Annotated in this window: 23 protein-coding genes; 22 read left to right on the top strand and 1 reads right to left on the bottom strand. The window is 32.3% G+C overall.

All coding sequences use genetic code 11. From position 1 onward, the window contains the following. Positions 1-56: 56 nt before the first annotated feature. Positions 57-1,610, bottom strand: a complete 1,554-nt coding sequence (gene porX / locus B0A65_RS11765) for a T9SS response regulator signal transducer PorX (protein WP_074661196.1) — start codon at positions 1,608-1,610, stop codon at positions 57-59. 222 nt (positions 1,611-1,832) lie between these two features. Here porX and B0A65_RS11760 point away from each other — a divergent pair, with 222 nt between their 5' ends. The 22 genes from B0A65_RS11760 (at position 1,833) to B0A65_RS11650 (ending at position 26,740) form a co-directional block, all read left to right on the top strand. Beyond that, a complete protein-coding gene (locus tag B0A65_RS11760) occupies positions 1,833-3,062 on the top strand; it encodes an HD domain-containing protein (protein WP_074661198.1) in 1,230 nt (409 codons plus the stop codon). Positions 3,063-3,101: 39 nt separating this feature from the next. Beyond that, the gene (gene lpxD, locus B0A65_RS11755) at positions 3,102-4,145 is read left to right on the top strand and encodes a UDP-3-O-(3-hydroxymyristoyl)glucosamine N-acyltransferase (protein WP_074661201.1); all 1,044 of its coding nucleotides are present in this window, start codon (positions 3,102-3,104) and stop codon (positions 4,143-4,145) included. Continuing rightward, complete coding sequence (locus tag B0A65_RS11750; protein ID WP_074661717.1) at positions 4,138-5,526, top strand: bifunctional UDP-3-O-[3-hydroxymyristoyl] N-acetylglucosamine deacetylase/3-hydroxyacyl-ACP dehydratase; 1,389 nt, start codon at positions 4,138-4,140, stop codon at positions 5,524-5,526. The genes lpxD and B0A65_RS11750 overlap by 8 nt, the downstream gene beginning before the upstream one ends. A gap of 74 nt (positions 5,527-5,600) precedes the next feature. Next, on the top strand, positions 5,601-6,386 hold the full coding sequence (lpxA, locus tag B0A65_RS11745; protein WP_017497513.1) for an acyl-ACP--UDP-N-acetylglucosamine O-acyltransferase: 786 nt from the start codon (positions 5,601-5,603) through the stop codon (positions 6,384-6,386). 91 nt (positions 6,387-6,477) lie between these two features. Further along, on the top strand, positions 6,478-7,044 hold the full coding sequence (gene efp, locus B0A65_RS11740) for an elongation factor P (protein ID WP_074661204.1): 567 nt from the start codon (positions 6,478-6,480) through the stop codon (positions 7,042-7,044). A gap of 137 nt (positions 7,045-7,181) precedes the next feature. Then, positions 7,182-8,111, top strand: coding sequence for a UDP-3-O-(3-hydroxymyristoyl)glucosamine N-acyltransferase (locus tag B0A65_RS11735; RefSeq protein WP_074661206.1), 930 nt, complete (start codon positions 7,182-7,184; stop codon positions 8,109-8,111). 1 nt (position 8,112) lies between these two features. Next, a complete protein-coding gene (locus B0A65_RS11730) occupies positions 8,113-8,475 on the top strand; it encodes a nuclear transport factor 2 family protein (protein ID WP_074661209.1) in 363 nt (120 codons plus the stop codon). 84 nt (positions 8,476-8,559) lie between these two features. Continuing rightward, positions 8,560-9,432: a succinate--CoA ligase subunit alpha gene (sucD, locus tag B0A65_RS11725; RefSeq protein ID WP_007808093.1), complete on the top strand. Its 873-nt coding sequence runs from the start codon at positions 8,560-8,562 to the stop codon at positions 9,430-9,432. Between the two features lie 142 nt (positions 9,433-9,574). Beyond that, entirely contained in the window at positions 9,575-10,003 is a 429-nt protein-coding gene (locus B0A65_RS11720) for a hypothetical protein (protein WP_074661211.1), read from the top strand. Positions 10,004-10,125: 122 nt separating this feature from the next. Next, positions 10,126-10,725 (top strand): leucine-rich repeat domain-containing protein, encoded by a 600-nt coding sequence (locus B0A65_RS11715; protein WP_074661214.1) that lies wholly within the window; start codon positions 10,126-10,128, stop codon positions 10,723-10,725. A 100-nt stretch (positions 10,726-10,825) separates the two neighbouring features. Further along, on the top strand, positions 10,826-10,990 hold the full coding sequence (locus B0A65_RS23680) for a T9SS type A sorting domain-containing protein (RefSeq protein ID WP_083370477.1): 165 nt from the start codon (positions 10,826-10,828) through the stop codon (positions 10,988-10,990). A gap of 263 nt (positions 10,991-11,253) precedes the next feature. Then, complete coding sequence (locus B0A65_RS11705; protein ID WP_074661216.1) at positions 11,254-11,865, top strand: RNA polymerase sigma factor; 612 nt, start codon at positions 11,254-11,256, stop codon at positions 11,863-11,865. 89 nt (positions 11,866-11,954) lie between these two features. Beyond that, entirely contained in the window at positions 11,955-13,067 is a 1,113-nt protein-coding gene (locus B0A65_RS11700) for a FecR family protein (protein ID WP_074661219.1), read from the top strand. 232 nt (positions 13,068-13,299) lie between these two features. Continuing rightward, positions 13,300-17,007 (top strand): SusC/RagA family TonB-linked outer membrane protein, encoded by a 3,708-nt coding sequence (locus B0A65_RS11695; RefSeq protein ID WP_074661222.1) that lies wholly within the window; start codon positions 13,300-13,302, stop codon positions 17,005-17,007. Between the two features lie 11 nt (positions 17,008-17,018). Continuing rightward, positions 17,019-18,506, top strand: coding sequence for a RagB/SusD family nutrient uptake outer membrane protein (locus B0A65_RS11690; RefSeq protein WP_074661225.1), 1,488 nt, complete (start codon positions 17,019-17,021; stop codon positions 18,504-18,506). Between the two features lie 19 nt (positions 18,507-18,525). Beyond that, positions 18,526-19,386: a zinc-binding metallopeptidase gene (locus B0A65_RS11685; RefSeq protein ID WP_074661720.1), complete on the top strand. Its 861-nt coding sequence runs from the start codon at positions 18,526-18,528 to the stop codon at positions 19,384-19,386. A gap of 11 nt (positions 19,387-19,397) precedes the next feature. Beyond that, a complete protein-coding gene (locus B0A65_RS11680) occupies positions 19,398-20,768 on the top strand; it encodes a DUF4302 domain-containing protein (RefSeq protein ID WP_074661724.1) in 1,371 nt (456 codons plus the stop codon). 568 nt (positions 20,769-21,336) lie between these two features. Next, complete coding sequence (gene fabG / locus B0A65_RS11670; protein ID WP_074661230.1) at positions 21,337-22,083, top strand: 3-oxoacyl-[acyl-carrier-protein] reductase; 747 nt, start codon at positions 21,337-21,339, stop codon at positions 22,081-22,083. Between the two features lie 134 nt (positions 22,084-22,217). After that, complete coding sequence (locus B0A65_RS11665; RefSeq protein ID WP_074661232.1) at positions 22,218-24,245, top strand: hypothetical protein; 2,028 nt, start codon at positions 22,218-22,220, stop codon at positions 24,243-24,245. A 62-nt stretch (positions 24,246-24,307) separates the two neighbouring features. Next, a complete protein-coding gene (locus tag B0A65_RS11660; protein ID WP_074661234.1) occupies positions 24,308-24,712 on the top strand; it encodes a hypothetical protein in 405 nt (134 codons plus the stop codon). 53 nt (positions 24,713-24,765) lie between these two features. Further along, complete coding sequence (locus B0A65_RS11655) at positions 24,766-25,551, top strand: hypothetical protein (RefSeq protein ID WP_074661237.1); 786 nt, start codon at positions 24,766-24,768, stop codon at positions 25,549-25,551. Positions 25,552-25,843: 292 nt separating this feature from the next. Next, complete coding sequence (locus B0A65_RS11650) at positions 25,844-26,740, top strand: LysR family transcriptional regulator (protein ID WP_074661239.1); 897 nt, start codon at positions 25,844-25,846, stop codon at positions 26,738-26,740. The last annotated feature ends 12 nt before the right edge of the window (positions 26,741-26,752 follow it).

Genomic DNA, 26,752 nt, shown 5'->3' with positions numbered 1-26,752 from the left:
TTACAGTCACAGTTTTAAGTTTTCAACTGCGACTGTAAACTGCGACTGAATACTTTTTATTTCGGGTTAAAAACCAAAAACGGTATAATCATTTCTTCTAATGAAATTCCGCCGTGCTGATACGTATTTCTGTAATAACTTACATAATGATTATAGTTGTTTACGTAAGCCAAAAAGAAATCATTTTTAGCAAATATAAAGGAACTACTCATGTTTATGGCTGGTAAGCCAATGTCTTTCGGTTCTTTTACAACGTACACATCCTTTTGTTCGTAAGTTAAACTACGCCCTGTTTTATAACGCAAATTTAAACTTGTATTTTTATCTCCAACCACTTTTGACGGGTTTTTTACATTAATTGTCCCGTGATCTGTAGTCAGAATTAATTTAAAGCCTAACAATTGTGCTTGCTGAATGATTTCTAATAATGGAGAATTCTTAAACCAGCTCAAAGTCAGAGAACGATACGCTTTATCGTCAGAAGCCAATTCTTTTACTACTTCCATTTCAGTTTTAGCGTGCGATAACATATCTACAAAATTGTAAACAACTGTTACTAAATCGTTGCCTTTTAAAGCTTTGAAGTTTTCTGCTAGTTTTTTACCACCTGCGTAATTGGTGATTTTAAAATAATCTTCCTTTAGATTTAATCCCAAACGTTTTAGTTGGGCCGAAAGAAATTCGGCTTCATAAAGGTTTTTTCCACCATCTTCAACATCATTTTTCCAATATTGTGGGAATTGCTTTTCCATTTCGATTGGTAATAACCCAGAGAAAATAGCATTTCTGGCATACTGCGTCGCTGTTGGAAGTATAGAGAAATAGGGAACCTCTTTTTCTAATTTATAATAGTTAGAAACCACAGTTTCAAAAGATTTCCATTGATCATAACGCAAATTGTCAATTACAACAAACAAGATTGGTTTGTCTTTCTTTTTAAGTTCCGGAACTACTAATTCCTTGAATAAATTATGTGATTGAATTGGTTTATCTGCTTTTGGTGCAAACCAGTCTTCGTAATTTCTTTCAATGTATTTTCCGAATTGCGAATTGGCTTCAACCTTTTGAGATTCAAGGATTTCAATCATTCCCTGATCGTTAATATTTTCTAATTCTAATTCCCAGAAAATCAGCTTTTTATACAATTCAACCCAATCTTCAAAAGAATTAACCATTGCTAATTCCATTGAAATTTTGCGGAACTCCTTCTGGTAATCTAAAGTTGTTTTTTCAGAAATTAAGCGTGAATGATCCAGATTTTTCTTTAAACTCAATAAAATCTGATTTGGATTTACGGGTTTAATTAAATAATCAGCGATTTTAGAACCAATGGCTTCTTCCATTATATATTCTTCTTCACTTTTGGTAATCATAATCATAGGAATGGCCGATTTTTTTTCTTTCATTTCAGAAAGTGTTTCCAAACCGCTCATTCCGGGCATATTTTCATCCAAAAAAACAATATCAAAATTGTCTTCTTCAAATAGAGCAATAGCGTCTAATCCGTTGTTACAAGTAGTTACAGCGTAGTTTTTTTTCTCCAGAAATAATATATGTGGTTTTAAAAGATCGATTTCATCGTCGACCCAAAGTATTTTTATCTTATCCATAAACGTAATTAGTTTTTAATGCAATTTAAAAGTATAGAACTTAAAAAGTATTAAAAATAGTATAAAATTCGGAATAATGAATTATGATTTTTCGATAAAGTCTTTTCTGAAATTAGTTATAACATTGAAAATCAAAGCGAATTGCTGTTAATTTTTAAGAGTAAAACACAAAGCTGTTTATAGTTAATTACTTATATTTGTTGACCTAAAAATAACCAAATAGTGACTCATATCAATAAATTAAAAATATTCAATGACCCTATTTATGGGTTTATTTCTATACCGAACGAACTCATCTACGACTTAATTCAACACCCGTATTTTCAGCGATTACGCCGTATTTCGCAAATGGGTTTATCGTATTTGGTTTATCCGGGTGCTAATCATACACGTTTTCACCATGCTTTAGGATGTATGCATTTGATGCAGAAAGCTGTTGAAACACTTCGTTTTAAAGGAGTTGCTATTTCAAATGATGAAGAATGTGCTTTATTGATAGCTATTTTATTGCACGATATTGGTCATGGGCCATTTTCTCATGCTATGGAAAAAAGTATTGTTGAAGATGTAAATCATGAAGCAATTTCATTGTTATTCATGAACCAGTTGAATGAAGAATTTGATGGAAAACTGAGTTTGGCCATTCAGGTTTTTAAAGGCGAATATCACAGAAAGTTCATGTTGCAATTGATTTCAAGTCAATTAGATATGGATCGAATGGATTATTTAAAACGTGATAGTTTTTATACCGGAGTTGCTGAAGGAAATGTCAATTCGGAGCGTTTAATTCAGATGATGAATGTTGTTGATGGTGTTTTGGTTATCGAAGAAAAAGGAATTTATTCAGTAGAAAAATTCCTGCTTTCGAGAAGATTAATGTATTGGCAGGCTTATTTGCATAAAACAAGTTTAGTGGCCGAGTTAATTTTGATGAAAGTATTGAAAAGAGCCAAAGAACTAACATTAAAAGGAAACTCCTTACCTTGCAGTGAGCCACTTTTGTTTTTTATGCAAAACAAAGTAGCCCTGGAAGATTTTGATGCCGAAAAATTGGATTTATTCTCTCAATTAGACGATTTTGATATTATAAGCGCTTTAAAAGCGTGGCAAAAACAAGATGATTTTATACTTTCTACTTTAAGTAAAATGATCATTAACAGGGATTTATTGAAGATAAAACTGAGTGCGGAAAAAATCCCGATGGAAGAATCGCAATCAATGAAAGAAGAATTTGCAGAAGAACATCATATTTCGTCTGTAGATGCCGGATATTTTATTTTTAGAGGAAAAATTAAAAACCAGGCTTACAGTAAAGAGGCTGAACCGATACGAATTTTGAAAAAAGATAAAACAATTGAAGATGTTGTAGAAGCGTCTGATCAGTTGAATTTGAAATCGTTATCTAAATTGGTGACAAAATATTACATCTGTTTTCCAAAACAACTTATCTAAAATTAACATTTAAAATCTATTTTTTATATTTTTGTCGCAATGAAATTTACAGCAGAACAAATAGCAGGAATTTTAGAAGGAGAAGTTGTTGGGAATCCTAACGCAGAAGTTTCTCGGCTATCTAAAATAGAGGAAGGCGAGGAAGGATCGCTTACTTTTTTGGCTAATCCCAAATATATCAACTACATATATACTACCAAGGCTTCGGTGACAATTGTTAATGATAGCTTTGTACCAGAACAGGAAATTACTACAACCTTGATAAAAGTTGAAGATGCTTATGCGTCTTTTTCTAAACTTTTGCAGTTTTACAATCAGGTAAAGTTGAATAAAAACGGAATAGAAGCGCAATCTTTTATGTCTGAAGGAACTAAATATGGCGAAAATTTATATTTAGGGAGTTTTAGTTATATAGGACAAAATGTGGTTTTAGGTACTAATGTGAAAATTTATCCAAACAGTTTTATTGGCGATAATGTTGTTATTGGCGACAATGTATATATTTTTGCCGGGGCTAAGATATATTCAGAAACCGTTATCGGAAACAATTGCACCATTCATTCAGGAACTATAATTGGTGCGGATGGTTTTGGTTTTGTGCCAGATGAAGAGGGTGTTTATAGTAAAGTACCTCAAATTGGGAATGTAATTATAGAAGATAATGTAGATATTGGAGCCAATACTACAATTGACAGAGCAACTCTTGGTTCTACTATTATTAGAAAAGGAGTAAAATTAGACAATCAGATTCAGATTGCCCATAATGTAGAAATTGGTAAAAATACTGTAATTGCTGCTCAATCAGGCGTTGCAGGTTCTACAAAAATTGGCGAAAACTGTATGATTGGCGGGCAAGTTGGTATCGCAGGACATTTGATTATAGGTAATAATGTAAGGCTTCAGGCTCAATCAGGAGTCGCAAGAAACATCAAGGATGATGAGATATTGCAAGGAACGCCTTCACTTGGATATACTGATTTTAATAAATCGTATGTTCATTTTAAGAATTTACCGAAAATTGTGTCCGAACTGGACGAATTAAAAAAACAAATAATAAACCCAAAAAATGGAAATAATGGTTAAACAGAAGACCATCAAAAATGAAATTTCACTAACAGGAGTTGGATTACACACTGGAAAAGAAGTTACAATGACTTTTAAACCAGCTCCAATTAATAATGGTTTCACTTTTGTAAGAGTAGATTTGCAAGGTCAACCAGTCATTGAGGCTGATGCTAACTATGTTGTTAATACACAAAGAGGTACCAATTTAGAAAAATTAGGTGTAAAAATTCAAACTCCAGAGCACGTTTTGGCTGCATTAGTTGGCTGTGATTTGGATAATGTCATTATAGAATTAGATGCTTCTGAGCTTCCAATAATGGACGGTTCTTCAAAATATTTTGTTGAAGCAATTGAAAAAGCCGGAATCGAAGAACAAGATGCTAAACGTAATGTTTATGTAGTTAAAGAAGTTATTTCTTTTACTGATGAAACTACCGGAAGCGAGATTTTGGTGATGCCAAGCGATGATTATCAGGTAACTGCAATGGTTGATTTTGGCACTAAAGTTTTAGGAACTCAAAATGCTACTTTAAAAAGTATCGCCGATTTTAAAGATGAAATTGCTAATTCAAGAACATTTAGTTTCTTGCACGAATTAGAATCTTTATTAGAAAACGGATTAATTAAAGGTGGGGATTTAAACAACGCCATTGTATATGTAGATAAAGAAATTTCTGATGCTACAATGGAAAATTTAAAGAAAGCGTTTGGAAAAGATAAAATCTCGGTTAAACCAAACGGAGTTTTAGATAACCTTACACTACATTATCCAAACGAAGCGGCAAGACATAAATTGCTTGACGTTATTGGAGATTTATCTTTAATCGGAGTTAGAATTCAAGGAAAAATTATTGCTAATAAACCAGGGCATTACGTAAATACTCAGTTTGCAAAAAAATTAGCAAAAATTATTAAAATTGAGCAAAGAAACCATGTGCCGGTTTATGACTTGAATTTGGAACCGTTGATGGATATTCATAAAATCATGGCTGTTTTACCTCACAGACCTCCATTTTTATTAATTGATAGAATTATAGAAATGTCAGATAGTCATGTGGTTGGTATGAAGAATGTTACTATGAATGAGAATTTCTTTGTAGGGCATTTTCCTGAAGCACCGGTTATGCCAGGTGTTTTAATCGTTGAAGCGATGGCACAAACGGGCGGAATTTTGGTTTTAAGCACCGTTCCGGATCCTGAAAACTATTTGACCTATTTTATGAAAATAGATAATGTTAAATTTAAACACAAAGTATTGCCGGGCGATACATTAATTTTCAAATGTGAATTGATTTCTCCTATCAGAAGAGGAATCTGTCATATGCAGGCAAATGCTTATGCAAACGGAAAATTAGTAACTGAGGCAGAATTAATGGCTCAAATTGCAAGAAAACAATAATAATTAAGTCAATTTTATTGTTTACGTTTGTTGCCCAAATTAGACTATTTTAATTTAAAATATAAAACATACAGATGAATCAACCATTAGCTTATGTTCATCCCGGCGCTAAAATCGCTAAAAATGTTGTAATTGAACCTTTTACAACAATTCACAATAATGTAATTATTGGTGACGGTACTTGGATTGGTTCTAATGTGACCATTATGGAAGGTGCTCGTATTGGAAAAAATTGCAATATTTTTCCAGGAGCCGTAATTTCTGCAGTGCCACAAGATTTAAAATTTGGCGGAGAGGATTCTCTTGCTATTATTGGAGATAATTGTACGATTAGAGAATGTGTTACTATAAATAGAGGTACAGTTGCTTCAGGTCAGACTATTCTTGGAAACAACTGTTTAGTAATGGCTTATGCGCATATTGCGCACGATTGCGAAATTGGAAATAATGCCATTATTGTAAACGGAGTTGCATTAGCAGGTCACGTTGTTGTTGGAAACCATGCTGTAATTGGAGGTTTGGCAGCGATTCACCAATTCATCCATATTGGAGATCATGCTATGATTTCTGGCGGATCTTTGGTAAGAAAAGATGTCCCTCCTTATACAAAAGCTGCTAAAGAACCGTTATCTTATGTTGGAATCAATTCAGTTGGTTTACGAAGAAGAGGTTTTAGCACAGAAAAAATTAGAGAAATTCAGGAAATTTACAGAATTTTATATCAAAAGAATTACAATACCACTCAGGCTTTAAGTATTATTGAAGCAGAAATGGAAGCTACTCCTGAGAGAGATGAGATTTTAGATTTTATCAGAAATTCATCAAGAGGAATTATGAAAGGTTATTCAGGAAATTATTAAAATACCGTTTAACTGTTTATTTGTTTGATCGTTTAATCGAATAAACAATTAAACGAATAAACGATTCAACAAATTAAAAAAACAAAACAAAATGGCATCTACATCAGATATTAGAAACGGATTGTGTATTAAATTCAATCACGATATTTATAAAATCGTTGAATTTCTTCACGTAAAACCTGGAAAAGGACCTGCTTTCGTAAGAACAAAATTGAGAAGTTTAACTACAGGAAGAGTATTGGATAATACATTCTCTGCAGGACATAAAATTGACGATGTGCGTGTAGAGACGCATAACTACCAGTTTTTATATGCTGAAGGAGATGAATTTCATTTTATGAATACAGAATCTTTTGAGCAAATTTCTTTGAATAAAAACATTTTGGATGCTCCGGGATTATTAAAAGAAGGAACAAGTGTAATGGTTCAGGTAAATACTGAAACGGATTTACCATTATCTGTAGATATGCCATCTTCTGTAGTTCTTGAAGTTACTTATGCAGAGCCAGGTGTAAAAGGAAATACTGCTACAAATGCTACAAAATCTGCTACGGTAGAAACAGGAGCATCAGTAAACGTTCCGTTATTTATCAACGAAGGTGATAAAATTAAAATTGATACTGCTTCAGGATCTTACATGGAGCGTGTAAAAGAGTAATTTTTAATTAGATAATTTGTCAATGAGTCAATTAGAAAATTGATACATACTCAGAAATTGAATAATTTTTATTTTCTAATTGACGCATTTTTCTAATTGACACATTCTCTAATTAACAAATTTTCTAATTAAAATATATGAAATTTCCAAAGATTCATTCTTTACAAGAAATTGCAAGTTTGCTTAATTGCGAATTTATTGGTGACCAGAACTTCCCGGTTTTAGGCATGAACGAAATACATGTTGTTGAATCAGGAGATATTGTTTTTGTTGACCACCCTAAATATTATGACAAAGCTTTGCAATCAGCAGCGACTATTGTTTTAATTAATAAAAAAGTAGATTGCCCTGAAGGTAAAGCCCTTTTAATTTCTGATGATCCTTTCAGGGATTTTAATACCTTAACCAAACATTTTAAGCCTTTTCAACATGCAAATGTAGCTATTGCAGCTTCTGCAGAAATCGGAGAAGGAACATTAATTCAGCCAAATAGTTTTATTGGAAACCACGTTAAAATTGGTAAAAACTGCCTAATACATTCAAATGTTTCTATTTACGATCATACTGTAATTGGAGATAATGTAATTATTCATGCAGGAACAATTTTAGGAGCGGATGCTTTTTATTATAAAAAACGTCCGGATGGGTTTGATCAGTTAATTTCAGGAGGTAGGGTTGTTATCGAAGATAATGTTGGAATTGGAGCTCTTTGTACCATTGATAAAGGTGTTACAGGAGATACAACAATTGGAGAAGGAACAAAAATTGACAATCAGGTTCATGTAGGACATGATACCGTTATTGGAAAAAAGTGCTTAATAGCTTCACAAACCGGTATAGCTGGTTGTGTTATTATTGAAGATGAAGTCACGCTTTGGGGACAGGTTGGTACAACCAGTGGTATCACGATAGGAGCGAAGGCTGTTATTATGGGACAAACCGGAGTTACTAAATCAGTTGAAGGTGGAAAATCTTATTTTGGAACTCCAATCGAAGAATCACGAGAAAAGTTAAAACAATTAGCTAATATCAAAAAGATTCCTGAAATTCTAAATAAATTGAAGTAATATGTCTATAAAAGAATTTGTTCAAAAATTTTATAAGTCGGATGCCTTAATTGATAGTGAAATCCTTAAAACCTATTTGCATCCGGATATTATAGTGGAGTGGAATAGCAGTAAAGGATTGATTCAGATGGATTATGATTCTATGGTTAATATGGCCAATGAACTTAGTCGTGCGTATGTACGTTCCAAAGTTAGAATCAGTCATATTATTGCTGAAGATGACTTGGTTTCAATACGTTATTCTCATTTTGTGAAAACGATTGAAAATCCAAGAGAAGAGATGTTATTAGCCCATTTTTCTACAATTTGGCAAATTAAGGATGATAAATTGTATCGCGGTTATCAAATGAGTCAATTTTCTTAATTTTTTTGAAGACAAAAAGATTAAAATACATTACAAAACCTTACTTTTGCATCACAATTTTAAAAACTACATAAAATATATATCATGAGTGTTTTAGTTAATAAAGATTCCAAAATAATTGTTCAAGGATTTACAGGAAGCGAAGGAACTTTCCACGCTTCTCAAATGATTGAGTACGGTACTAATGTTGTTGGTGGTGTTACTCCTGGTAAAGGTGGAACTAGCCATTTAGATCGTCCGGTTTTTAACACAGTAAAAGATGCTGTTGATCAAGCTGGAGCTGATACATCTATCATTTTTGTACCACCAGCTTTTGCTGCTGATGCAATTATGGAAGCTGCTGATGCTGGAATTAAAGTAATTATTGCTATTACAGAAGGAATTCCTGTAGCAGATATGATTAAAGCAAATAATTATGTTAAAGAAAGAAATTCTAGATTAATCGGACCAAACTGCCCAGGTGTTATTACTCCGGGAGAAGCTAAAGTTGGTATTATGCCAGGTTTTGTTTTCAAAAAAGGTACTGTTGGTATCGTTTCAAAATCAGGAACTTTAACTTACGAAGCTGCTGACCAGGTTGTAAAACAAGGTTTAGGAATTACTACAGCTATCGGAATTGGTGGAGATCCAATTATTGGAACTACAACTAAAGAAGCTGTGGAATTATTAATGAACGATCCGGAAACTGAAATTATCATCATGATTGGTGAAATTGGAGGTCAATTAGAAGCTGATGCTGCTAAATGGGTTAGAGCTGATGGTAACCGTAAGCCAGTTGTTGGTTTTATCGCTGGAGAAACTGCTCCTGCAGGTAGAACGATGGGTCACGCAGGTGCTATTGTTGGTGGTTCTGATGATACAGCTGCTGCTAAAAAACAAATCATGAGAGACAACGGAATTCACGTTGTTGATTCACCAGCTGAAATTGGTAAAAAAGTAAAAGAAGTACTTGGATAATCTCCAATATTCAAAATAAAAAATTCCAAAAAAAGTCTCAATATTGTGTTGAGACTTTTTTACATTTTTAAAATGATTGGAATATAGTTTAAAAACTTAGCAACTTAGTCACTTAATGTCTTAGAAGCTTAAAATTAGAAAGATGAGTAAAGAATTAAAAAAGTTTAAAGTAAGCAACAGTTTTACTTTTACAATCGAAGATAGTTTAGAACAAGTTTGTAACGCTCCTGAAGGTGGTGCCGGAATTTTTGTTGTTTACGCTATTGAAGGCGATGCAAAAGAATTGATAATGGTTGCTTCTACAGGAACTGTTCAAAATGACGGAACTTTAAAAAGCAAAAATGGCGGTTTATACGACAAAATCGTAAACGGTCACCAATTTGCAAAAACAGGAAGAAAATACTCTTGGCCAGCACAAATGAAATTAGAAAGCATTGATGCTTTAGAAGTAGTTTGGTATGAGACTTTTAATGGAGATGTAAAAGCGATCCCAACGGCAGTTGAAGGTCAGGTTTTACAAAATTTCTTAGATGAAAATGCAAAATTACCAAGATGGAATGTAGCTTTCTAAAAGTTATTTCAATAAAATCTTTAAAAAAGCCTTACTAAGTATTTAGTAAGGCTTTTTTTATGAATTTTTAGGTTTTAAGTTTTTGATTTTATATATTTAAAAACCAAAACCAAACTAAACCTATGATCAAGAACTACTTGCTGTTGCTGTTTTTTTTATTTTCTTCTTTTATAAATGCCCAAACTATTAATTTTCCCGATGCTAATTTTAAGGCTAAGTTACTGGAGGCTAATGAAACAAATAATATCGCTAATTTAAATGGAAAGTCCGTTAAAATAGACACAAATGAAAATGGAGAAATTGAGAGTAGTGAAGCTTTAAAAATCACAGAATTGTTTCTGGCAAATTCTAATATTGTATCGTTGGAAGGTGTCAAAAATTTTTCGAATCTGAAATATCTTTCTTTTAACGATAATAAAGTTAGTGTATTTGATCTTAATGGAATGAAAATTATATCCCTGGAATGTTCCAGAAACCAAATTACAGATATTGATGTAAGCGGATTACCCAATTTAATCAGTTTAGGATGTGGAGATAATCAGTTGACTAGTTTAAATTTATCCAGCCAAAACGTAAATACTTTTTTAACTTTAAATTGTTCCGGTAACAAACTAACAAGTTTGAAAATAGATCAATTTAAAAATCTTCAAGGCTTATCTTGTTCTGACAATCAATTAACAAGCCTTAATATTACGACTTTACAAAGCTACTTCAACTTTTAAAACTTTAGGAATTAATGATTTCGAATTCTCGAATTATTTCAATCTTTATCCTAATCCAGTAAATGAAATTTTGAATATTTAGACTAAAAATGATGTTCGAATAGAGTCTGTTTCTATTTATGATGTTTTAGGCCAGTTGGTTATTGCAATTCCAAACACTGATAATATTTCTAAAATTGATGTTTCAAAACTTCATGTAGGCAATTATATTTTAAAGCTCAAAACACAAAAAGGTTTTTCAGCAGAGAAGTTTATTAAAAAATAGCGTATTGTGAAAACGAAGTAAAATCTTACACATAAAGCAATATGTTAAAGAAAGTATAATTTTAACATTTGACTTAAAACCCTAGTAAAATATGATAGAGGCACATCATATTATATTAAGAAAATATTTCTTTTATGTGAAAAAATTGGTTTTTAAATATTTGCTTTTATATATTTATCGCACAATATGAACGGAAAATGTTAAAAAAATAGATTCCTAACATTATGTGATAATTTTTATTTGTACGCTACCCAAATTTTACCATGAAGACCGCAATTTTACCATTCAATAGTTTAGATGATAGTACGCTTTGGAATAATTTAAAGGAAGGTGATGAAAAATCATTTTCCATGTTATTCGAAAGATATTATGCCGATTTGGTACGTTATGGAAATTCACTTTCTCCGTATGAAGAAAAAGTGCAGGATTGTATTCAGGATGTTTTTACTGATATTTGGGTGTACCGAAGTACATTGCAGAGTACGGTGATAGTAAAAGCTTATTTGTTATCGTGTGTACGAAAAAGAATTGCTCGTTTATTCGAAAGAGATCATATTTTTCGCAAAACTACAAGTACAGATTCTATAGCTTTTCTTTTAGAATTTTCAGTAGAGCATGATCTCATTGATGATGACTACGCCACAAGAGAAAAAATCATTCACTTAAATAGATTATTAAACGATTTACCTTCACGTCAAAAAGAAGCGTTATATCTGCGTTATCATCAGGGTTTAACTGTTGAACAAATTGCCGAAATGCTGGATGTTAATTACCAATCTGCAAGTAATTTGCTGCATCGTGGTTTACTTAGTCTTCGAAAAGAATGGAAAGGTGCTTTTTCGGTATTCCTTTTACTATCTTCAGGTAGTTTTTAATTTTATTCTAAAAAAAATAAAAAAAATCACAATTTGGTGAGTATATAATAAGAGTGCTGTCCTCTATGTTTTTGTAACCTCATTTTTAGATGCAAAAACGTAATACATATATCGAAATAGAAGACTTCTTGTCTGACGAATCATTTCAATCATGGATTTTATTAAAAATTGATGAAGATGGTTGGGAAGAATGGACTTTAGAGAATCGCCAACGCGCTAAGTTGGTAGAAGACGCAAGACATTTGTTGCTGGCTATGAAAGTGCCGGAATCGGACTTATCATCTTCGGATATCCATAAAGCGTTACAATCAACCTGGATAAAAATCGGAGAAAAAGAAAATCACATCAATTTTGTTGAAAATTCACGAGCCCATTTCTTTAAAAAATATCTTCTTAGTGGAATTGCTGCGAGTTTGTTTTTTTGTTTGATGTCGGTTTGGTTTTATAAAAATCATTCCAGCAGAGACAATGTTGTAACTTACAAAGAGTTAATTGATGAAAATAGTGAAGGTTTAGTGGAGCAGACTAATAATTCCAGTAAACCACAAATCATCACATTGTCTGATGGTAGTTCTGTTTTGTTACAGCCCAATAGTAAATTAAGTTACCCTAAAATCTTTACCGGAAACGAAAGAAAGGTTTATTTATCCGGCGAAGGTTTCTTTGAAATTAGTAAAAATCCAAGAAAACCTTTTTACGTTTATGCAAACGAGATCGTTACAAAGGTCGTTGGAACCAGTTTTAGAATAAAAGCTTATTCTGATCAACCTGATGTTGAAGTTCTTGTTCGCACCGGTAAAGTTAAGGTAAAATCAAATGATTTGGTGGCCAAGTCAGATCAGCCAGAAGTGGTACTGCTTCCTAATCAGGCACTTCGGTTTTTAAGGAGTGATTTGAAATTCAATAAAATAACAAATATTACGCAAGATGAGACGCTGGTACATAGTGTGGGTAATATTGAGCAATTAAGTTTTGAATTTACTGATATTCCGGTATCTCAAATTTTTGAAACAATCGAACAGGCTTATTTAGTTGATATTGATTATCCTAAAAATAAACTGAAAGATTGCCATTTGACTACTTCACTAAGTGATCAGCCCTTAACAGAGAAATTAAAAATTGTCTGCAAAAGTATTGGCACAAATACCAATTTTGAAATGAATGGCAATCAAATAACGATAACATCAGAAGGTTGTAACTAGCAATTTATATAGCTGTAACTATATAAATAACCCTTAATGCCAATATAAAAACTAAAAAATAACCAAACCAAACTAATATTAAATGCCTATGTAAAACAATATGCATAAAAAAAGTGCCGAAATGCTGTAACATTATCGACACTTATAAAAATTGAATTCCTCTCTGTAAAGAGTAATTCAGTACGTTTCTTAAAATACACGCGAACAGTATTAATCAAAACAAACCAAAATTATGAAAAAACCAGTTGTTAAACAACGATTACTCCATCGAATCATGAAAATAACGCTATTTCAGTTTGTCCTAGCACTTGTATTTTCAAGTGTTACCATGGCGAACAGTGTAAATGGGCAAAGAAAACTAGATACAAAAGTTACGATTACAGTTGCAAATTTGAGTTTAGATAATGCATTATCAAAAATAGAAAAATCTGCACATGTGAAATTTTCTTATAATTCAAGACTGCCACAATTAAATCAAAAGGTAAGCATCGAGGCAAACGAAGAAACTTTGTCGAGTATCCTTAATCGAATTTTAGTACCTTTTAATATTAGCTACTCAGAAGTTAGTAATCAGATTATTTTGCAAAAGAATGTGGCTGCAGATCCATTTTCAAGTGCAACTAATCATGATTCATTGTTCGAAATATTGGTTGCGGGCCCAATCATAAAAGGAAAAGTGACCGATTCTAACGGAAGTCCTTTACCGGGAGCAACAGTTATGGCAAAAGGAACCAAAATTGCAGTCTTAACCGATTTTGATGGAAATTTTTCTATCGAAATGCCGGCAAATAGTACTACGATTGTGATTTCTTATGTTGGAATGGAAACAAAAGAAATTGGAACTTCAAATACTTCACCTACAATTGTTTTGACTGAATTAGGTCAAAACTTAAAAGAAGTTGTTGTTACTACAGGTTATGAGAAAACCTCTAAAAGAACTTTTACAGGAGCGATCAGTAAAATTTCGGGAACGGAATTAAAAGTGGATGGTGTAGTTGATGTAAGCAGAATGATCGAAGGAAAAGCGGCTGGGGTTACTGTTCAAAACGTAACGGGAACTTTTGGTACAGCACCAAAAATTACGGTTCGTGGATCATCTTCTATTTTTGGTGACACAAAACCATTATGGGTGATTGATGGAGTTGTTCAGGAAGATATTATCAACTTGACATTTGCAGATTTGGCTTCAGGTAATTCTGAAACTTTATTAAGTTCATCTGTTGCGGGATTGAATGCAAACGACATCCAAAGTATTGAAATTCTTAAAGATGCGTCTGCTACTTCAATCTATGGTTCAAGATCTTTAAATGGAGTGGTAGTTGTTACAACCAAACAAGGCCGCAGAGATTCTCCTTTAAAAGTAAGTTATTCTATTGAACAAACGGCCAGAACAGTACCAAATTACAGTCAGTATGATATATTGAATTCTCAGGAATCAATGAGTATTTTTAAAGAAATGGAATCTAAAGGTTATCTTGATTTACCAACGACTGTAAACGGAAGATACGGTGGAGCTTATAATCTTTTAGGAAGAGCAATTAATACGTATGTTCCAGAAACGGATAGTTATTTAGTTAACAATGATCCTGTTAGCAGAAATAATTTCTTAAGAAAATACGAACAGGCTAATACAGACTGGTTTAATGTTTTGTTTAAACCTGCTTTTACACAAAATCACTCTTTGAGTTTTTCCGGAGGAGGAAAAAACAATACATTTTATGCCTCTTTAGGTTATTATACAGATCCGGGATGGACTATTGCTGATGATGTAAAACAGCTTTCGTCAAACATTAAAGGAACATTTTATTTAAATGATAAATTAAATATTACGTTGTCAACTTTGGGTTCTATACGTGATCAGGGTGCTCCTGGTAGTTATGAAAGTGAAAAAGATGTTGTTTTTGGAAAAGTAACCCGTGATTTTGATATAAATCCGTTCAACTATGTTTTAAATACAAGCAGAACACTTAGACCTTATGATGAGAATCGAAATTTAGAGTATTACAGAAATAACTGGGCTCCAATGAATATCATCAATGAATTGGCTAACAATTTCATGGAGATTAAGGTAAAAGATATTCGTTTCCAAATGGATTTGGAATATAAAATTAATCCACACCTGACTTACAATTTTACTGGTTCGGCACGTTATGCAAATACAACTCGTGAGCATAAAATTCTGGAAGGATCAAATGTTGTTGGTGCTTACAATGCTATGGAAAATACAATTGTCAGAGATGCAAATATCTTTTTGTACCAAGATCCTAATGATTTAACGGCACCAAAAGTTTCGGTATTACCAAATGGAGGATTTTTGAGAAAGTTCACTAATGATATGACTTCTTATAATGTTAGAAATAGTGTTACCTACAGAAATACATTCAATGTAAAACACGAATTAGAAGGTTTCTTTGGAACAGAAATGAGAGTTGTAGATAGGAGCAGCGATAATTTTGTTGCGGCGGGAATTCAGTACGACAGAGGACTTACAGCTTTTACTGATCCTAGATTGATTGAAAAAATTATTAATGCCGGAGATTCGTACTATGGCTTTAATGAAGAGAAAGAAAGAACTGTTGGTTTTTTCGGAAAAGTTGGTTATACCTATGATCGTCGTTATACCGCTTCGGTTACTGGTCGTTATGACGGATCGAACAGACAAGGAGACAGTGGTTCATCAAGATGGTTGCCAACCTATACTGTAAGTGGGAAATGGAATCTTTCTGAAGAGAATTTCATGAAAAATGTAGAATCTGTAAACAATTTAAGTTTAAGAGGTTCTTACGGACTTACTGCTACTGCGGGGCCAGCAACAAATTCATTGGCTATCTACAAAAGTTTTATAACAGATCGTTTGAATCTTGCTGACAGAGAAAGCGGAATTAAAATAGATCAATTGCAGAATGGCGATTTGACTTGGGAAAAACAATACGAAACTAACTTAGGAGTTGATTTGGGAATGTTCAATAACAGAATACAATTGACAACAGATATTTACCGTCGTAAAGCTTTTGATTTAGTTGATTATGTTGTGACTTCCGGTATTGGAGGTCAAAGAATTAAGCAAGGAAATAATGCAAATATGGAAACTGAAGGTCTTGAGATAGGCTTTACTACAAGAAACATAAATGCTGAGAATTTTAAATGGTCTACAACGCTTAATTTTTCTGTTTACACGCAAAAAATTACAAAGTTAGAGAACAAGCCAACTTCATTCGATTTGATTGATGGAAATGGCGGAAATACAATTGGACATCCAAGAAATTCATTGTATTCTTATCAATTTACAGGTTTAAATGAACAAGGATTGCCAACATTCATAATGCCTGAAGGTGAAAAAGATAATATTACAGGAGCTGATTTTCAGGATAACAAAGATGTTACCAACTATCTAAAATATGAAGGTTCAATTGAGCCAAACAAATCTATTGGTCTTGCTAATACCTTTACATACAAAAACTGGTCGTTATATGTGTTTTTCGTAGGTTCAGGTGGAAATAAAGTTCGTTTGAATCCTGTTTATGATAGTACTTATGATGATTTAACGGTATTTACCAAAGATTTTACGAATCGTTGGATAAATCCTGGAGATGAAAACTTTACCAATGTGCCTGTAATTGCAGATAAACGATTGAATGAAAATTATGGTGGAGAGCGTACCCTCGCAAGAGCCTATAATACTTATAATTATTCTGATGTTCGTATTGCTGATGGTGATTTTGTAAGACTGAAAAACGTTTCGCTAAGCTGGGAATTTCCAAAGGATTTTAAGAGAAAAATTGGGGTAAGCACTTTTACGTTAAAAGGATCTGCTGTGAATCCGTGGTTAATTTATTCTGATAAAAGATTAAATGGTCAGGATCCTGAATTCCGTAATTCCGGAGGTGTTGCTTTACCTGTTACATCTCAATACACTTTTACTTTAAACCTTTCATTATAATATTTAAGATTATGAAAAAGATAAAAATAACCTTATTTCTATTAGTACTTATAGGTATTACTAGTTGTGATGATTTCCTTTCTGAAAAGCCAGATAATAGAACCGAAATAGATACTCCAGAAAAAATTTCTGAATTATTAGTAAACGCCTATCCACAAGAAAGTTATTTGGATTTTGCTGAGACAATGTCGGATAATGTTTTTGATAGTGGTTTAACTAATACTTTAAGAAAAAACGAGCAAAACTACAATTGGGAAATTCAAAGTGAAACGGATACTGATACTCAGGCTGCGTATTGGGACGCTTGTTATAGTGCAATTGCACATGCGAACAAAGCGTTGGAAGCCATTGAAGAATTAGGAAGTCCGAAAAGTTTAAATCCGCAAAAAGGAGAAGCGCTACTTGCCAGAGCTTATGCGCATTATATGCTGGTTTCTTTCTGGTCACAACGTTATAATCCTGCAACAGCTGATAAAGATTTAGGAATTCCGTATGTAACAAAACCAGAAACAGTGTTAGTAGCAAAATACAAACGTAATACTGTAGCTGAAGTTTTCGATTTTATTCAAAAAGATATTGAAGAAGGATTACCATTTTTGACCAACGATTATTCAGAGCCTAAATTTCATTTTAATAAAGATGCCGGAAAAGCTTTTGCCAGCCGTTTTTATTTAATAAAAGGAAACTGGGACAGAGTTATTGAATTATCAAATGACTTAGGGTCAAAACCTGTTGGTAAACTTAGAGATTATGCTGCTTATAAACTAGATGATTTTCAGACTCAAAATATGCGTTATGCAAAAAGTGACGAACCAACAAATTTACTAGTTGTTTCTCCGGAATCATATTATGCCAGAGCTTCTTATTCAGGCACTAGCGCTTACAGATTTTTTCTTTCAGGAACTAGATATAATGAAATATTAGGTGCAGGAACAAATATTTTTGGTAAATCATGGTTGTATTCAATTTATTCGCGCAACAGTTTTGTTACAGCGTTTGTGCCAAAATTTTACGAGTATTTTAAATACACAAATGTAACAGCTAACATTGGTCAGGGTTTCTTAGCAGAAGTATTGCTAAGTAATGATGAGTTTTTCCTTAACAGAATTGAAGCACATATAATGAAAGGTCAGATCGCTTTAGCGAATACTGAATTGGAGTATTTCATGGCAACAAGAACAACAGGTTATACTGCAACTACAGATATCCTGACACAGGCCAAAGTAATAGCAAAATATCCGGTAATCGATAATGAATATACTCCGTTTTATGCTTTGACGCCAGTGCAAACTTCTTATATCAAGGCTATTGCCGAAACCAGAAGAAGAGATTTTATACATGAAGGCATGAGATGGTTTGATGTGAAACGTTTTAATATTGAGGTTAAACATGAAATTTTTAACCAGCCTACAAACATTTTGACTAAAGATGATAAACGTAGAGCTTTACAAATACCGCTTCATGCTTCTAGCAATGGTATTGAAACAAATCCTAGATAAAAACTTTAATTCGAGATTTATGAAATCATCAAAATATACTAAAATAACAGGACTGTTTCTATTGATAATAGCATTAGTTTCCTGTGCTCATGAAGAGCAACCCGGAGAAAGCCAGTTGGATTATACTCAACCAACAAAAACAGCTTTAGATAATTGGATTACTGTAAATTATCTAAATCCGTATAATATTAATGTACAGTATAAATGGAATCAAAATACGGTTGATAATAACCGATTTTTATTTCCTCCATTGATAGAAAAAGTACAACCTGCACTTGAAATCGTTCAGAAAATTTGGTTGGATAGTTACCGCGTTGTCGGAGGTGCAGATTTTGTAAAAAAAATTGCACCAAGAGAAATCGTCTTAATTGGAGGTGTAAACTTAAATACGGTTGGAACAAGAACTTTAGGACTAGCCGAGGGTGGACAGCGTGTTACACTTTTTGAAACCGATTACGTTAATAAAAAAAACCGAGCTAATATCAAAGAATTTTTGCATACTATTCAACATGAATACATTCATATTTTAAATCAAAACAAACCATTTGATGAAAAATCATGGGCAGCAATTACGCCGGCTGGTTACACGGCAAGCTGGCATTTATACACTGATGAAGAGTCTAATGAAATTGGTTTTATAACTAATTATTCCAGAATGAATATCAATGAAGATTTTGCTGAAATGGCTTCTATGATGTTGATTAATTCTAAAACAGAATATGCTGCAATATTAGCTGGAATTACAAGTCAGACTGCTGTTGCACAGATAAAGGCAAAAGAAGCTCTTGTTGTAAAATATTTCAAAGATGCGTACAATATGGATTTCTATGCCTTGCGCGATGAAGCAGAGAAAAATACAAACGCAGTACTAAATAATTAATAATGAATGTTATGAAAGCAAAATATATATTAAAATATCTGATTGTAATAATAATTTCATTGCAATTTGGAAGCTGCAGCAGTAATGAGGCAGAGCAAAAATTTGAGCAAACACCAACAGAAAGGTTAAATACTCAGAAAAAAGAACTAAACGATGTATTACTTTCTTCGGAGTTTGGATGGAAAGCGGTTTATTTTACAGATAATACAGTATTAGGTGGTTATACACATTTGTTCAAATTTGCAAATGATGGCACTGTGCAAATGGCATCTGATTTTGATAGTGACACCAAAACCTATAAAAGTGAATATGCAATTCAGTTAGGAAGTACTGTAAGTTTGGTTTTTACTACTAAAAACAGAATTCACCTTTTATCAGATTCTAATGATTATCCAATTGATTTATTACGTGGAAAAGGGTATTTGGGAGATTTTCAGTTTTTGTATTATGGACAGGAAAATGGTGAAATCATTTTTAAAACGAACAGAAGTGTTCAGGAATTACGTTTTGTAAAAGCAAGTGCTGCAGATTGGGCAAATCTTCCTAAGAACATTGTTATGGAGCAAAATGTTATAGGAGCAGATACACGTCCTCTTTTCAGATTATTAGAAACGAATGACGGAACAACAAAACATCAATTTGATTTTTCGTTTAGTGATGTAACCCGTTTTGCAGAAGCTAATTCTGTTGAAACAGGATATGCGGTAAGTTATGATATGGGAATTGGTTACACGCCAACCGGAATCATTGCTAGCCCTGCTGTTGAAGTGGGCGGACAAAAATTATCCGTATTCGTTTATGATGATGCTACAGGAAGTTTTACGGCAACGGGGACCAATGGAGTAAGTGCTGTAATAAAGTACTCTACAAAACCTCTTGTTTTAACTGATGATTATAAATTATTATTGCCTGCTAGCGGGAATAATGTTTATGCATATATCTACAATTTAACCAAAGCGGAACCTGCAAATTCTTCTTTATTTTTATCATTATTAGCAAATTCAGAAGCAAGTGCAGGAACGGGATTAATGATTAGTAGAATACAGCCTTGGTTTAATAATCCTGATGGAACAAGTTATATCGAATATAGATTTGCGGCTGTAGCGAACCCAGCGGTAACAGTAGCAAGAAGATATCACTATTTTAGTATAAAAACAGATGCCGTGAATAAAACTGTGACATTGACTCCAGGTGTTTGGAAATCAGTTGCAACTGCAGCTTCGCCGGCGATAGCAACACCATCTTTCTTAAAAGCACTTGACGATGAGTTTATGAATCCTCAGGGACTATATTTTGCGAAAACACCGGTTTCAGGTTATACAGCATATACATTTACAAGTACAACTACTCCTTTTAGAATGGTTGCATACTCGTTCCAGTAAAATATTATTTTTAGTTTGTTTTTAATTTTGGGGAAAAGCAGCTCTTTTTGAGCTGCTTTTAATTAACTTTTTAAACTTCAGGTCTTTATTGTAAAAAAAACTATTAGACCAATAAACATTGTTTTCTTTTTATGGGCTCTTATACTTATTGCTATAACAGGATTTTATCCAGAATATAAAAGACATTACCTGTCGTTTTTTTTTATACTGATAAATCCGGCAATTGTTATTGATCTGATAAAGAAAAAAAGAAGACATGCTTAATGATACAACAGAGTTTAAATCATCACTGTATAGAATGCTTATTGTAGGCGGAATGCTATTGGTGTTTTTTTTCATTACAAAGCAAAATCAAATATAAAGTTTAGTTTTAATTTATTTTGAAGAAGGAGCAACTCAATTTTGAGTTGCTTTTTTGATTTTATGTAATCTACAGAAAGCAGAAATATTTTGTAATGTTGAAAGGTTATTGCGATTGTTATTTTTTTAAAAAGGGAATTATCATATATTTGACAAGTCATTCATAGCAGGAATAGCTATAAATAAATATTAAAATTAATTTTTGAATATGAAATTACTAGAAGGAAAAGTTGCCATTATTACGGGCGCTAGTCGTGGAATTGGAAAAGGAATTGCTGAAGTTTTTGCTAAACATGGAGCAAATGTTGCTTTTACATACAGTTCATCTGCAGCATCTGCAGAGGCTTTAGAAGCGGAATTGAATGCTTTAGGAGTTAAAGCAAAAGGATACCAATCAAATGCGGCCGATTTTAATGAAGCGCAAACTTTTGTTGATGCTGTTTTGGCTGATTTCGGAACAGTTGACATCTTAATTAATAACGCCGGAATTACAAAAGATAATTTATTGATGCGTATGTCAGAAGCTGATTTTGATCAGGTTATTGATGTGAACTTAAAGTCAGTATTTAATATGACCAAAGCGATTCAAAAAACTTTCTTAAAACAACGTGCAGGTTCTATTATTAATATTAGTTCTGTAGTTGGAGTTTCTGGAAATGCTGGTCAGACAAATTATGCAGCGTCTAAAGCGGGTGCAATTGGTTTTACAAAATCTGTGGCGTTAGAATTAGGTTCTCGTAATATTCGTTGTAATGCTATCGCTCCTGGTTTTATCGAAACAGAAATGACTGCAAAATTACCTGAAGATGTAGTAAAAGGATGGAGAGACGGAATTCCGTTGAAACGTGGCGGAACTACTGAAGATGTTGCAAATGCATGTCTTTTCTTAGCTTCAGATATGAGTGCATACATTACTGGACAAGTACTTAATGTTTGTGGAGGAATGCTTACCTAAGATGCTAAGGTTCTAAGTTGCTAAGATTCTAAGGTTTTAGTAATCAGTTTTTTCTGAAACTGGAACCAAAATAGTCGCAAATAATGACTTTTTAAATCTGATTACTGTAAACTGATACTGAACACTAAATAAATATGACTACAAATACGATTCTATTATTATTGCTTTCTTTAGTAATAGCGGGTGGTTTGTCGTATTTTCAATATTATTTCAAAGCTAAAAACAAATCCAATGTGATTGTGTTTTTGGCTTTTTTACGTTTTTTGGCCATTTTTGCTTTATTGGTTTTATTGATAAATCCGATAATTTCTAAAAATTCATTAGAAATAACAAAAACTCCACTGGCAATTGCAGTTGATAATTCGAGTTCTATTGTTGCTTTGAAGTCAGATAAAAAAGTTGCCGAATTGTATCAAAAAATAATTTCAAATCCTGCACTTCAGGAGAAATTTGAAATACAGTCTTATCAATTTGATGCTGATTTTAAGCCTTCTTCTACATTTGATTTCAAAGGAAAACAAACCAATCTTGACGAAGTTGCCAAGAATCTTAAAAGCATCAATAAAAATCTGATTTTCCCCACAATTATAATTACGGATGGAAATCAAACTACAGGAAATGATTACGTTTATCGTTTTGATCCTGTCAATAAAGTTTATCCTTTGGTTGTGGGAGATACAACCACTTTTTTTGATTTAAAAATCAATCAGCTTAACGTCAACAAATACGCTTTTCATAAAAATAAATTTCCTGTTGAAGTTTTCCTGCAATATGCCGGAGATAAGCCAACAACTGCAGATTTTACAATTTCGCAAGGAAATTCGGTGGTTGCAAAAGAAAAGGTTTCTTTTTCTCCTTCTAAAAAAACAGCAACTATAAATTTACTTTTGCCAGCTGATAAAGTAGGTTTACAAATTTTTAAAGCAAGTATTTCTTCCACTCAAAAGGAGAAAAACAGTTATAATAATATCAAAAATTTTGCTGTCGAAATTATTGACCAAAAATCAACCATTGCCATTGTTTCGTCGATTAATCATCCGGATATTGCGTCTTTAAAACGTGCAATAGAAGTTAATGCGCAACGTAAAGTGATTTTGGTTAAACCAAATGATGTTAGTCAGTTACAAGATGCTTCAGTTTTAGTTCTGTATCAGCCGACAGCAGCCTTTAAAGCAATTTTTGATAATAATAAATTAGCCGGAAGAAACACTTTTATCATTACCGGAAACAGCACCGATTTTAATTTTCTGAACCAACAACAAAATAATCTTGTTTTTAAAATGAGCGGACAAAGAGAAGATTATTTGTCAGAGTTTCAATCTCAATTTAATTTGTTTGCCATTGAAGATTTTGGTTTTGAAAATTTCCCGCCTTTGCAAAATTTATTTGGTACAATTTCTACCAACGGAAATGTATCTGTTTTACTTTCTTCAAAAATTAGAAACGTTTCTACCAATGCTCCTTTATTGGCTTTCGCCGAAAATCAAGGAAAAAGAACGGCTTTTTTATTGGGAGAAAATAGCTGGAAATGGCGTTTGCAAAGTCATATCGACAACCAATCATTTGAAAAGTATGATGTTTTTATAGATAAGATTATCCAATATTTGGCTTCTTCCACTTCAAAAAAATCTCTAGTTGTAACGCACGAAAGCTTTTATAATTCAGGAGAAGCAATTGCAATCAATGCGCAGTATTTCAATAAAAATTATGAGTTTGACGAGAAAGCAAGATTAACAATTACCGTTACAAATGCAGAAACGAAACAAAGTAAAAATTACGATTTGTTAAAAGGAAATAATTCTTTCTCAGTAAACCTCGATGGTTTAACAGCCGGAAAATATAATTTCTCTGTAAAAGAATTAAATTCAAACACATCTTATTCAAGTCATTTTGAAATCCTGGATTTTGATATCGAAAAGCAATTTGTAAATCCTGATGTTTTAAAATTGAATCAATTGGCATTACAAACCAACGGAAAAGCGTTCTTTGAAGATCAAGCCGATAATTTGATCAACACACTTCTTGAAAATAAAGAATACAAATCGATAGAAAAAAATATTTCGACCAAGACGCCGTTAATTGATTGGGTTTGGTTGTTGATTTTAATCGCTGTTTTATTGACGACTGAGTGGTTTGTTAGGAAGTATAATGGATTGCTTTAATAACGAACAAAGGTTCATAGGGGCAAAGGCTCAAAGGTTTTCTTTACTTCAAACATAATTAAATGAATGATTTTCAAAGCATTTTAGATGAGATATTCCCATTTGTGGAACGTTTGCTAAAAGAATATGGAGAATTTTATCCCATATCAGCCGTTGTTAATATTGAACAAAAAGTTAAACACATAATAATTGAAGAAGATGAAGAAAATGATTTTCCACAATCGACTTCAATAATAACAGAACTTAAAAAAGAATTACGTTGGAGAAAAAATGAATTTCTGGCTGTAGCAATTTTTTATGATGTTAAATTAAAAGAAGAACAAACTGACGCTATTGCTGTTTTTGTTGAGCATAAAAAAGAAATGGAAGCTTACACTTTTTATTATCCTTATGAATTGAACGATAATGATTTAATATTTGGGAAATCTTGGAAAGTAATTGAAAAAATGCAAATCTTTGTGAACTAGAAACTGTAATTTCTGAGGAACGTTTAATTTAAATAAAATATAAATATTTTAATATGTCTAATTCATTCAAAAGTAATAGCAAAGAAGATGTTGTTTTTAATACGTTTAAAATACAACTTGAAAATAAAGGCTTAACTATTGATTTTATTGATAAAGACGGATTTATTCTTATAAATGTAGAAGAATCTGAATTAAAAGTAAGTTTAGAAAATGTTAGACGTAACTACGAAAGAGATAATGATGAAAGTTATATCACAGATTTAGTTAATACAATTGTTTCGCATTCATCAAAAAAAGAAGATTGGGAGAATATAAAAGATAAAATATACGTTCAATTTTTCCCTAATGACTTTGAGTTTGAAAATCTGATATATGAAAAGGTGACAGATGAATTTAGTAAAGTTTTTATGGTAAATACTAATAATAACTTTTCATTTATTTCTGAAGATGATTTGATCGACTGGAACTTAGACTTAGAAGAACTAAAAAATCAAGTTGATTTAAATTTAGATACTTTTTCAGATAAAGTAAAGATTGAAATTGAAGATGTTGAAAATCATAAACTTGGAATGATTGATATTGAGGAAGTCTGGCTTAAAAGCGCTTGTCTCTTTTCGTCAAAAATTAAGTATTTAGTTCAAGGTAATATTGGTTTTCCATTTTATGCTGTTATTCCTGTGAGAGACTTTTGTTACATTTTTGGAGAGCAAGATTTTGAATATTTTTCTGAACGTTTGGGCTCTGTTATAGTAGAAGAATATGAGAAATCGGGATATCCAATTACAACCGAAATTTTGAAATTCACCGAAAATGGGGTTCAGGCAATGGGAAAATACTAAATATATTGTAGTTAATTTTTACCACAACCTTAACCTGAAATAGCGAACAGACAAAGTAATTTTACGAATAAACTCGAATTACTTTCATTGAATAGCCTCCTGATAAAGCTGGAGTCAATTTAAAAAGTTATAATTTGGCTTTAGCAGAACGGCATATTATAACTAATTCGGCTAAAGCAGGAAGCATAAAAAAAAATATTCTTATTCTTTAATTCGTTACATCCGTCGATAAAAACAAAGTCTCAAAGTTTTGCTTAACTTGAAACATGAAACTTGAAACAAAAAATAAACAATGGATTTCAGGCTAAAAGTATTCTATACCGTTGCACTCCGCTTAAATTTTACTAAAGCGGCAACAGAGTTGTATATATCTCAGCCAGCGGTTTCAAAACATATTCAAGAATTAGAGGAAACCTATAAAACCAAACTTTTTGAGCGAAACGGCTCAAAAATAGCCTTGACTCCGGCTGGAGAAATTCTGCTAAAGCATACTAAGAACATCTTCGAAATCTATCGTGAAATCGACTTTGATATGAGTTCGTTTATTAATGAACGACAAGGTTTATTAAGGTTAGGAGCAAGTACAACAATTTCTCAGTATATTATTTCTCCTGTTTTAGCGCGTTTTCATCAAAAGCAAAAAGATATAAAAGTCAATTTGTTAAATGGAAATACAGAGCAAATCGAAAATGCGTTAATCAACAAAGAAATTGAAATCGGAATTGTTGAAGGACAATCTAAGAATCAATCGATTAAATATATTCCATTTTTAAAAGACGAATTGGTTTTGGTTTGCAATACAAAAAATCCTTTGGTAAAACAGAATAGAATTTCATTAGAAGATTTAAAAATGATGAAATTCATAACGCGTGAAAGAGGTTCTGGAACACTTGAAGTTATAGAATATGCACTAAAACAATTAAATGTAAAACTAACTGATTTGCAAATCGAAATGCAATTGGGAAGTACAGAAAGTATAAAATCATATTTACTAAACTCAGATTGTTTTGCTTTCATGTCAATACACGCTGTTAATAATGAATTAAAAAATAATGAGTTGATTGTTTTAGATGTTGAAACTTTAACTATCGAAAGATACTTTTACATCATTACTTTAATCGGAAAATCAGATTCTTTATCGGAACTTTTTATCCAAAATTTATCATCTTACTATAATTTAAAGTTATAATCAATTGTATTT

Source organism: Flavobacterium frigidimaris, from assembly GCF_002217275.1.
Taxonomy (GTDB): Bacteria; Bacteroidota; Bacteroidia; order Flavobacteriales; family Flavobacteriaceae; genus Flavobacterium; species Flavobacterium aquidurense.
Note: the sequence above shows the minus strand (reverse complement) of the source record. Positions and strands in the feature narration are given on the sequence as shown.

Bases quoted from the DNA above. Each gene is read 5' to 3' on its own strand.
- B0A65_RS11730 (WP_074661209.1), top strand. From the start codon at position 8,113: ATGTCTATAAAAGAATTTGTTCAAAAATTTTATAAGTCGGATGCCTTA.
- B0A65_RS11660 (WP_074661234.1), top strand. From the start codon at position 24,308: ATGAATGATTTTCAAAGCATTTTAGATGAGATATTCCCATTTGTGGAA.
- B0A65_RS11720 (WP_074661211.1), top strand. From the start codon at position 9,575: ATGAGTAAAGAATTAAAAAAGTTTAAAGTAAGCAACAGTTTTACTTTT.
- B0A65_RS11695 (WP_074661222.1), top strand. From the start codon at position 13,300: ATGAAAAAACCAGTTGTTAAACAACGATTACTCCATCGAATCATGAAA.
- efp (WP_074661204.1), top strand. From the start codon at position 6,478: ATGGCATCTACATCAGATATTAGAAACGGATTGTGTATTAAATTCAAT.
- fabG (WP_074661230.1), top strand. From the start codon at position 21,337: ATGAAATTACTAGAAGGAAAAGTTGCCATTATTACGGGCGCTAGTCGT.
- porX (WP_074661196.1), bottom strand. From the start codon at position 1,610: ATGGATAAGATAAAAATACTTTGGGTCGACGATGAAATCGATCTTTTA.
- B0A65_RS11750 (WP_074661717.1), top strand. From the start codon at position 4,138: ATGGTTAAACAGAAGACCATCAAAAATGAAATTTCACTAACAGGAGTT.
- lpxA (WP_017497513.1), top strand. From the start codon at position 5,601: ATGAATCAACCATTAGCTTATGTTCATCCCGGCGCTAAAATCGCTAAA.
- B0A65_RS11650 (WP_074661239.1), top strand. From the start codon at position 25,844: ATGGATTTCAGGCTAAAAGTATTCTATACCGTTGCACTCCGCTTAAAT.
- B0A65_RS11690 (WP_074661225.1), top strand. From the start codon at position 17,019: ATGAAAAAGATAAAAATAACCTTATTTCTATTAGTACTTATAGGTATT.
- sucD (WP_007808093.1), top strand. From the start codon at position 8,560: ATGAGTGTTTTAGTTAATAAAGATTCCAAAATAATTGTTCAAGGATTT.
- B0A65_RS11680 (WP_074661724.1), top strand. From the start codon at position 19,398: ATGAAAGCAAAATATATATTAAAATATCTGATTGTAATAATAATTTCA.
- B0A65_RS11685 (WP_074661720.1), top strand. From the start codon at position 18,526: ATGAAATCATCAAAATATACTAAAATAACAGGACTGTTTCTATTGATA.
- lpxD (WP_074661201.1), top strand. From the start codon at position 3,102: ATGAAATTTACAGCAGAACAAATAGCAGGAATTTTAGAAGGAGAAGTT.
- B0A65_RS11700 (WP_074661219.1), top strand. From the start codon at position 11,955: ATGCAAAAACGTAATACATATATCGAAATAGAAGACTTCTTGTCTGAC.
- B0A65_RS11655 (WP_074661237.1), top strand. From the start codon at position 24,766: ATGTCTAATTCATTCAAAAGTAATAGCAAAGAAGATGTTGTTTTTAAT.
- B0A65_RS11705 (WP_074661216.1), top strand. From the start codon at position 11,254: ATGAAGACCGCAATTTTACCATTCAATAGTTTAGATGATAGTACGCTT.
- B0A65_RS11715 (WP_074661214.1), top strand. From the start codon at position 10,126: ATGATCAAGAACTACTTGCTGTTGCTGTTTTTTTTATTTTCTTCTTTT.
- B0A65_RS11665 (WP_074661232.1), top strand. From the start codon at position 22,218: ATGACTACAAATACGATTCTATTATTATTGCTTTCTTTAGTAATAGCG.
- B0A65_RS11735 (WP_074661206.1), top strand. From the start codon at position 7,182: ATGAAATTTCCAAAGATTCATTCTTTACAAGAAATTGCAAGTTTGCTT.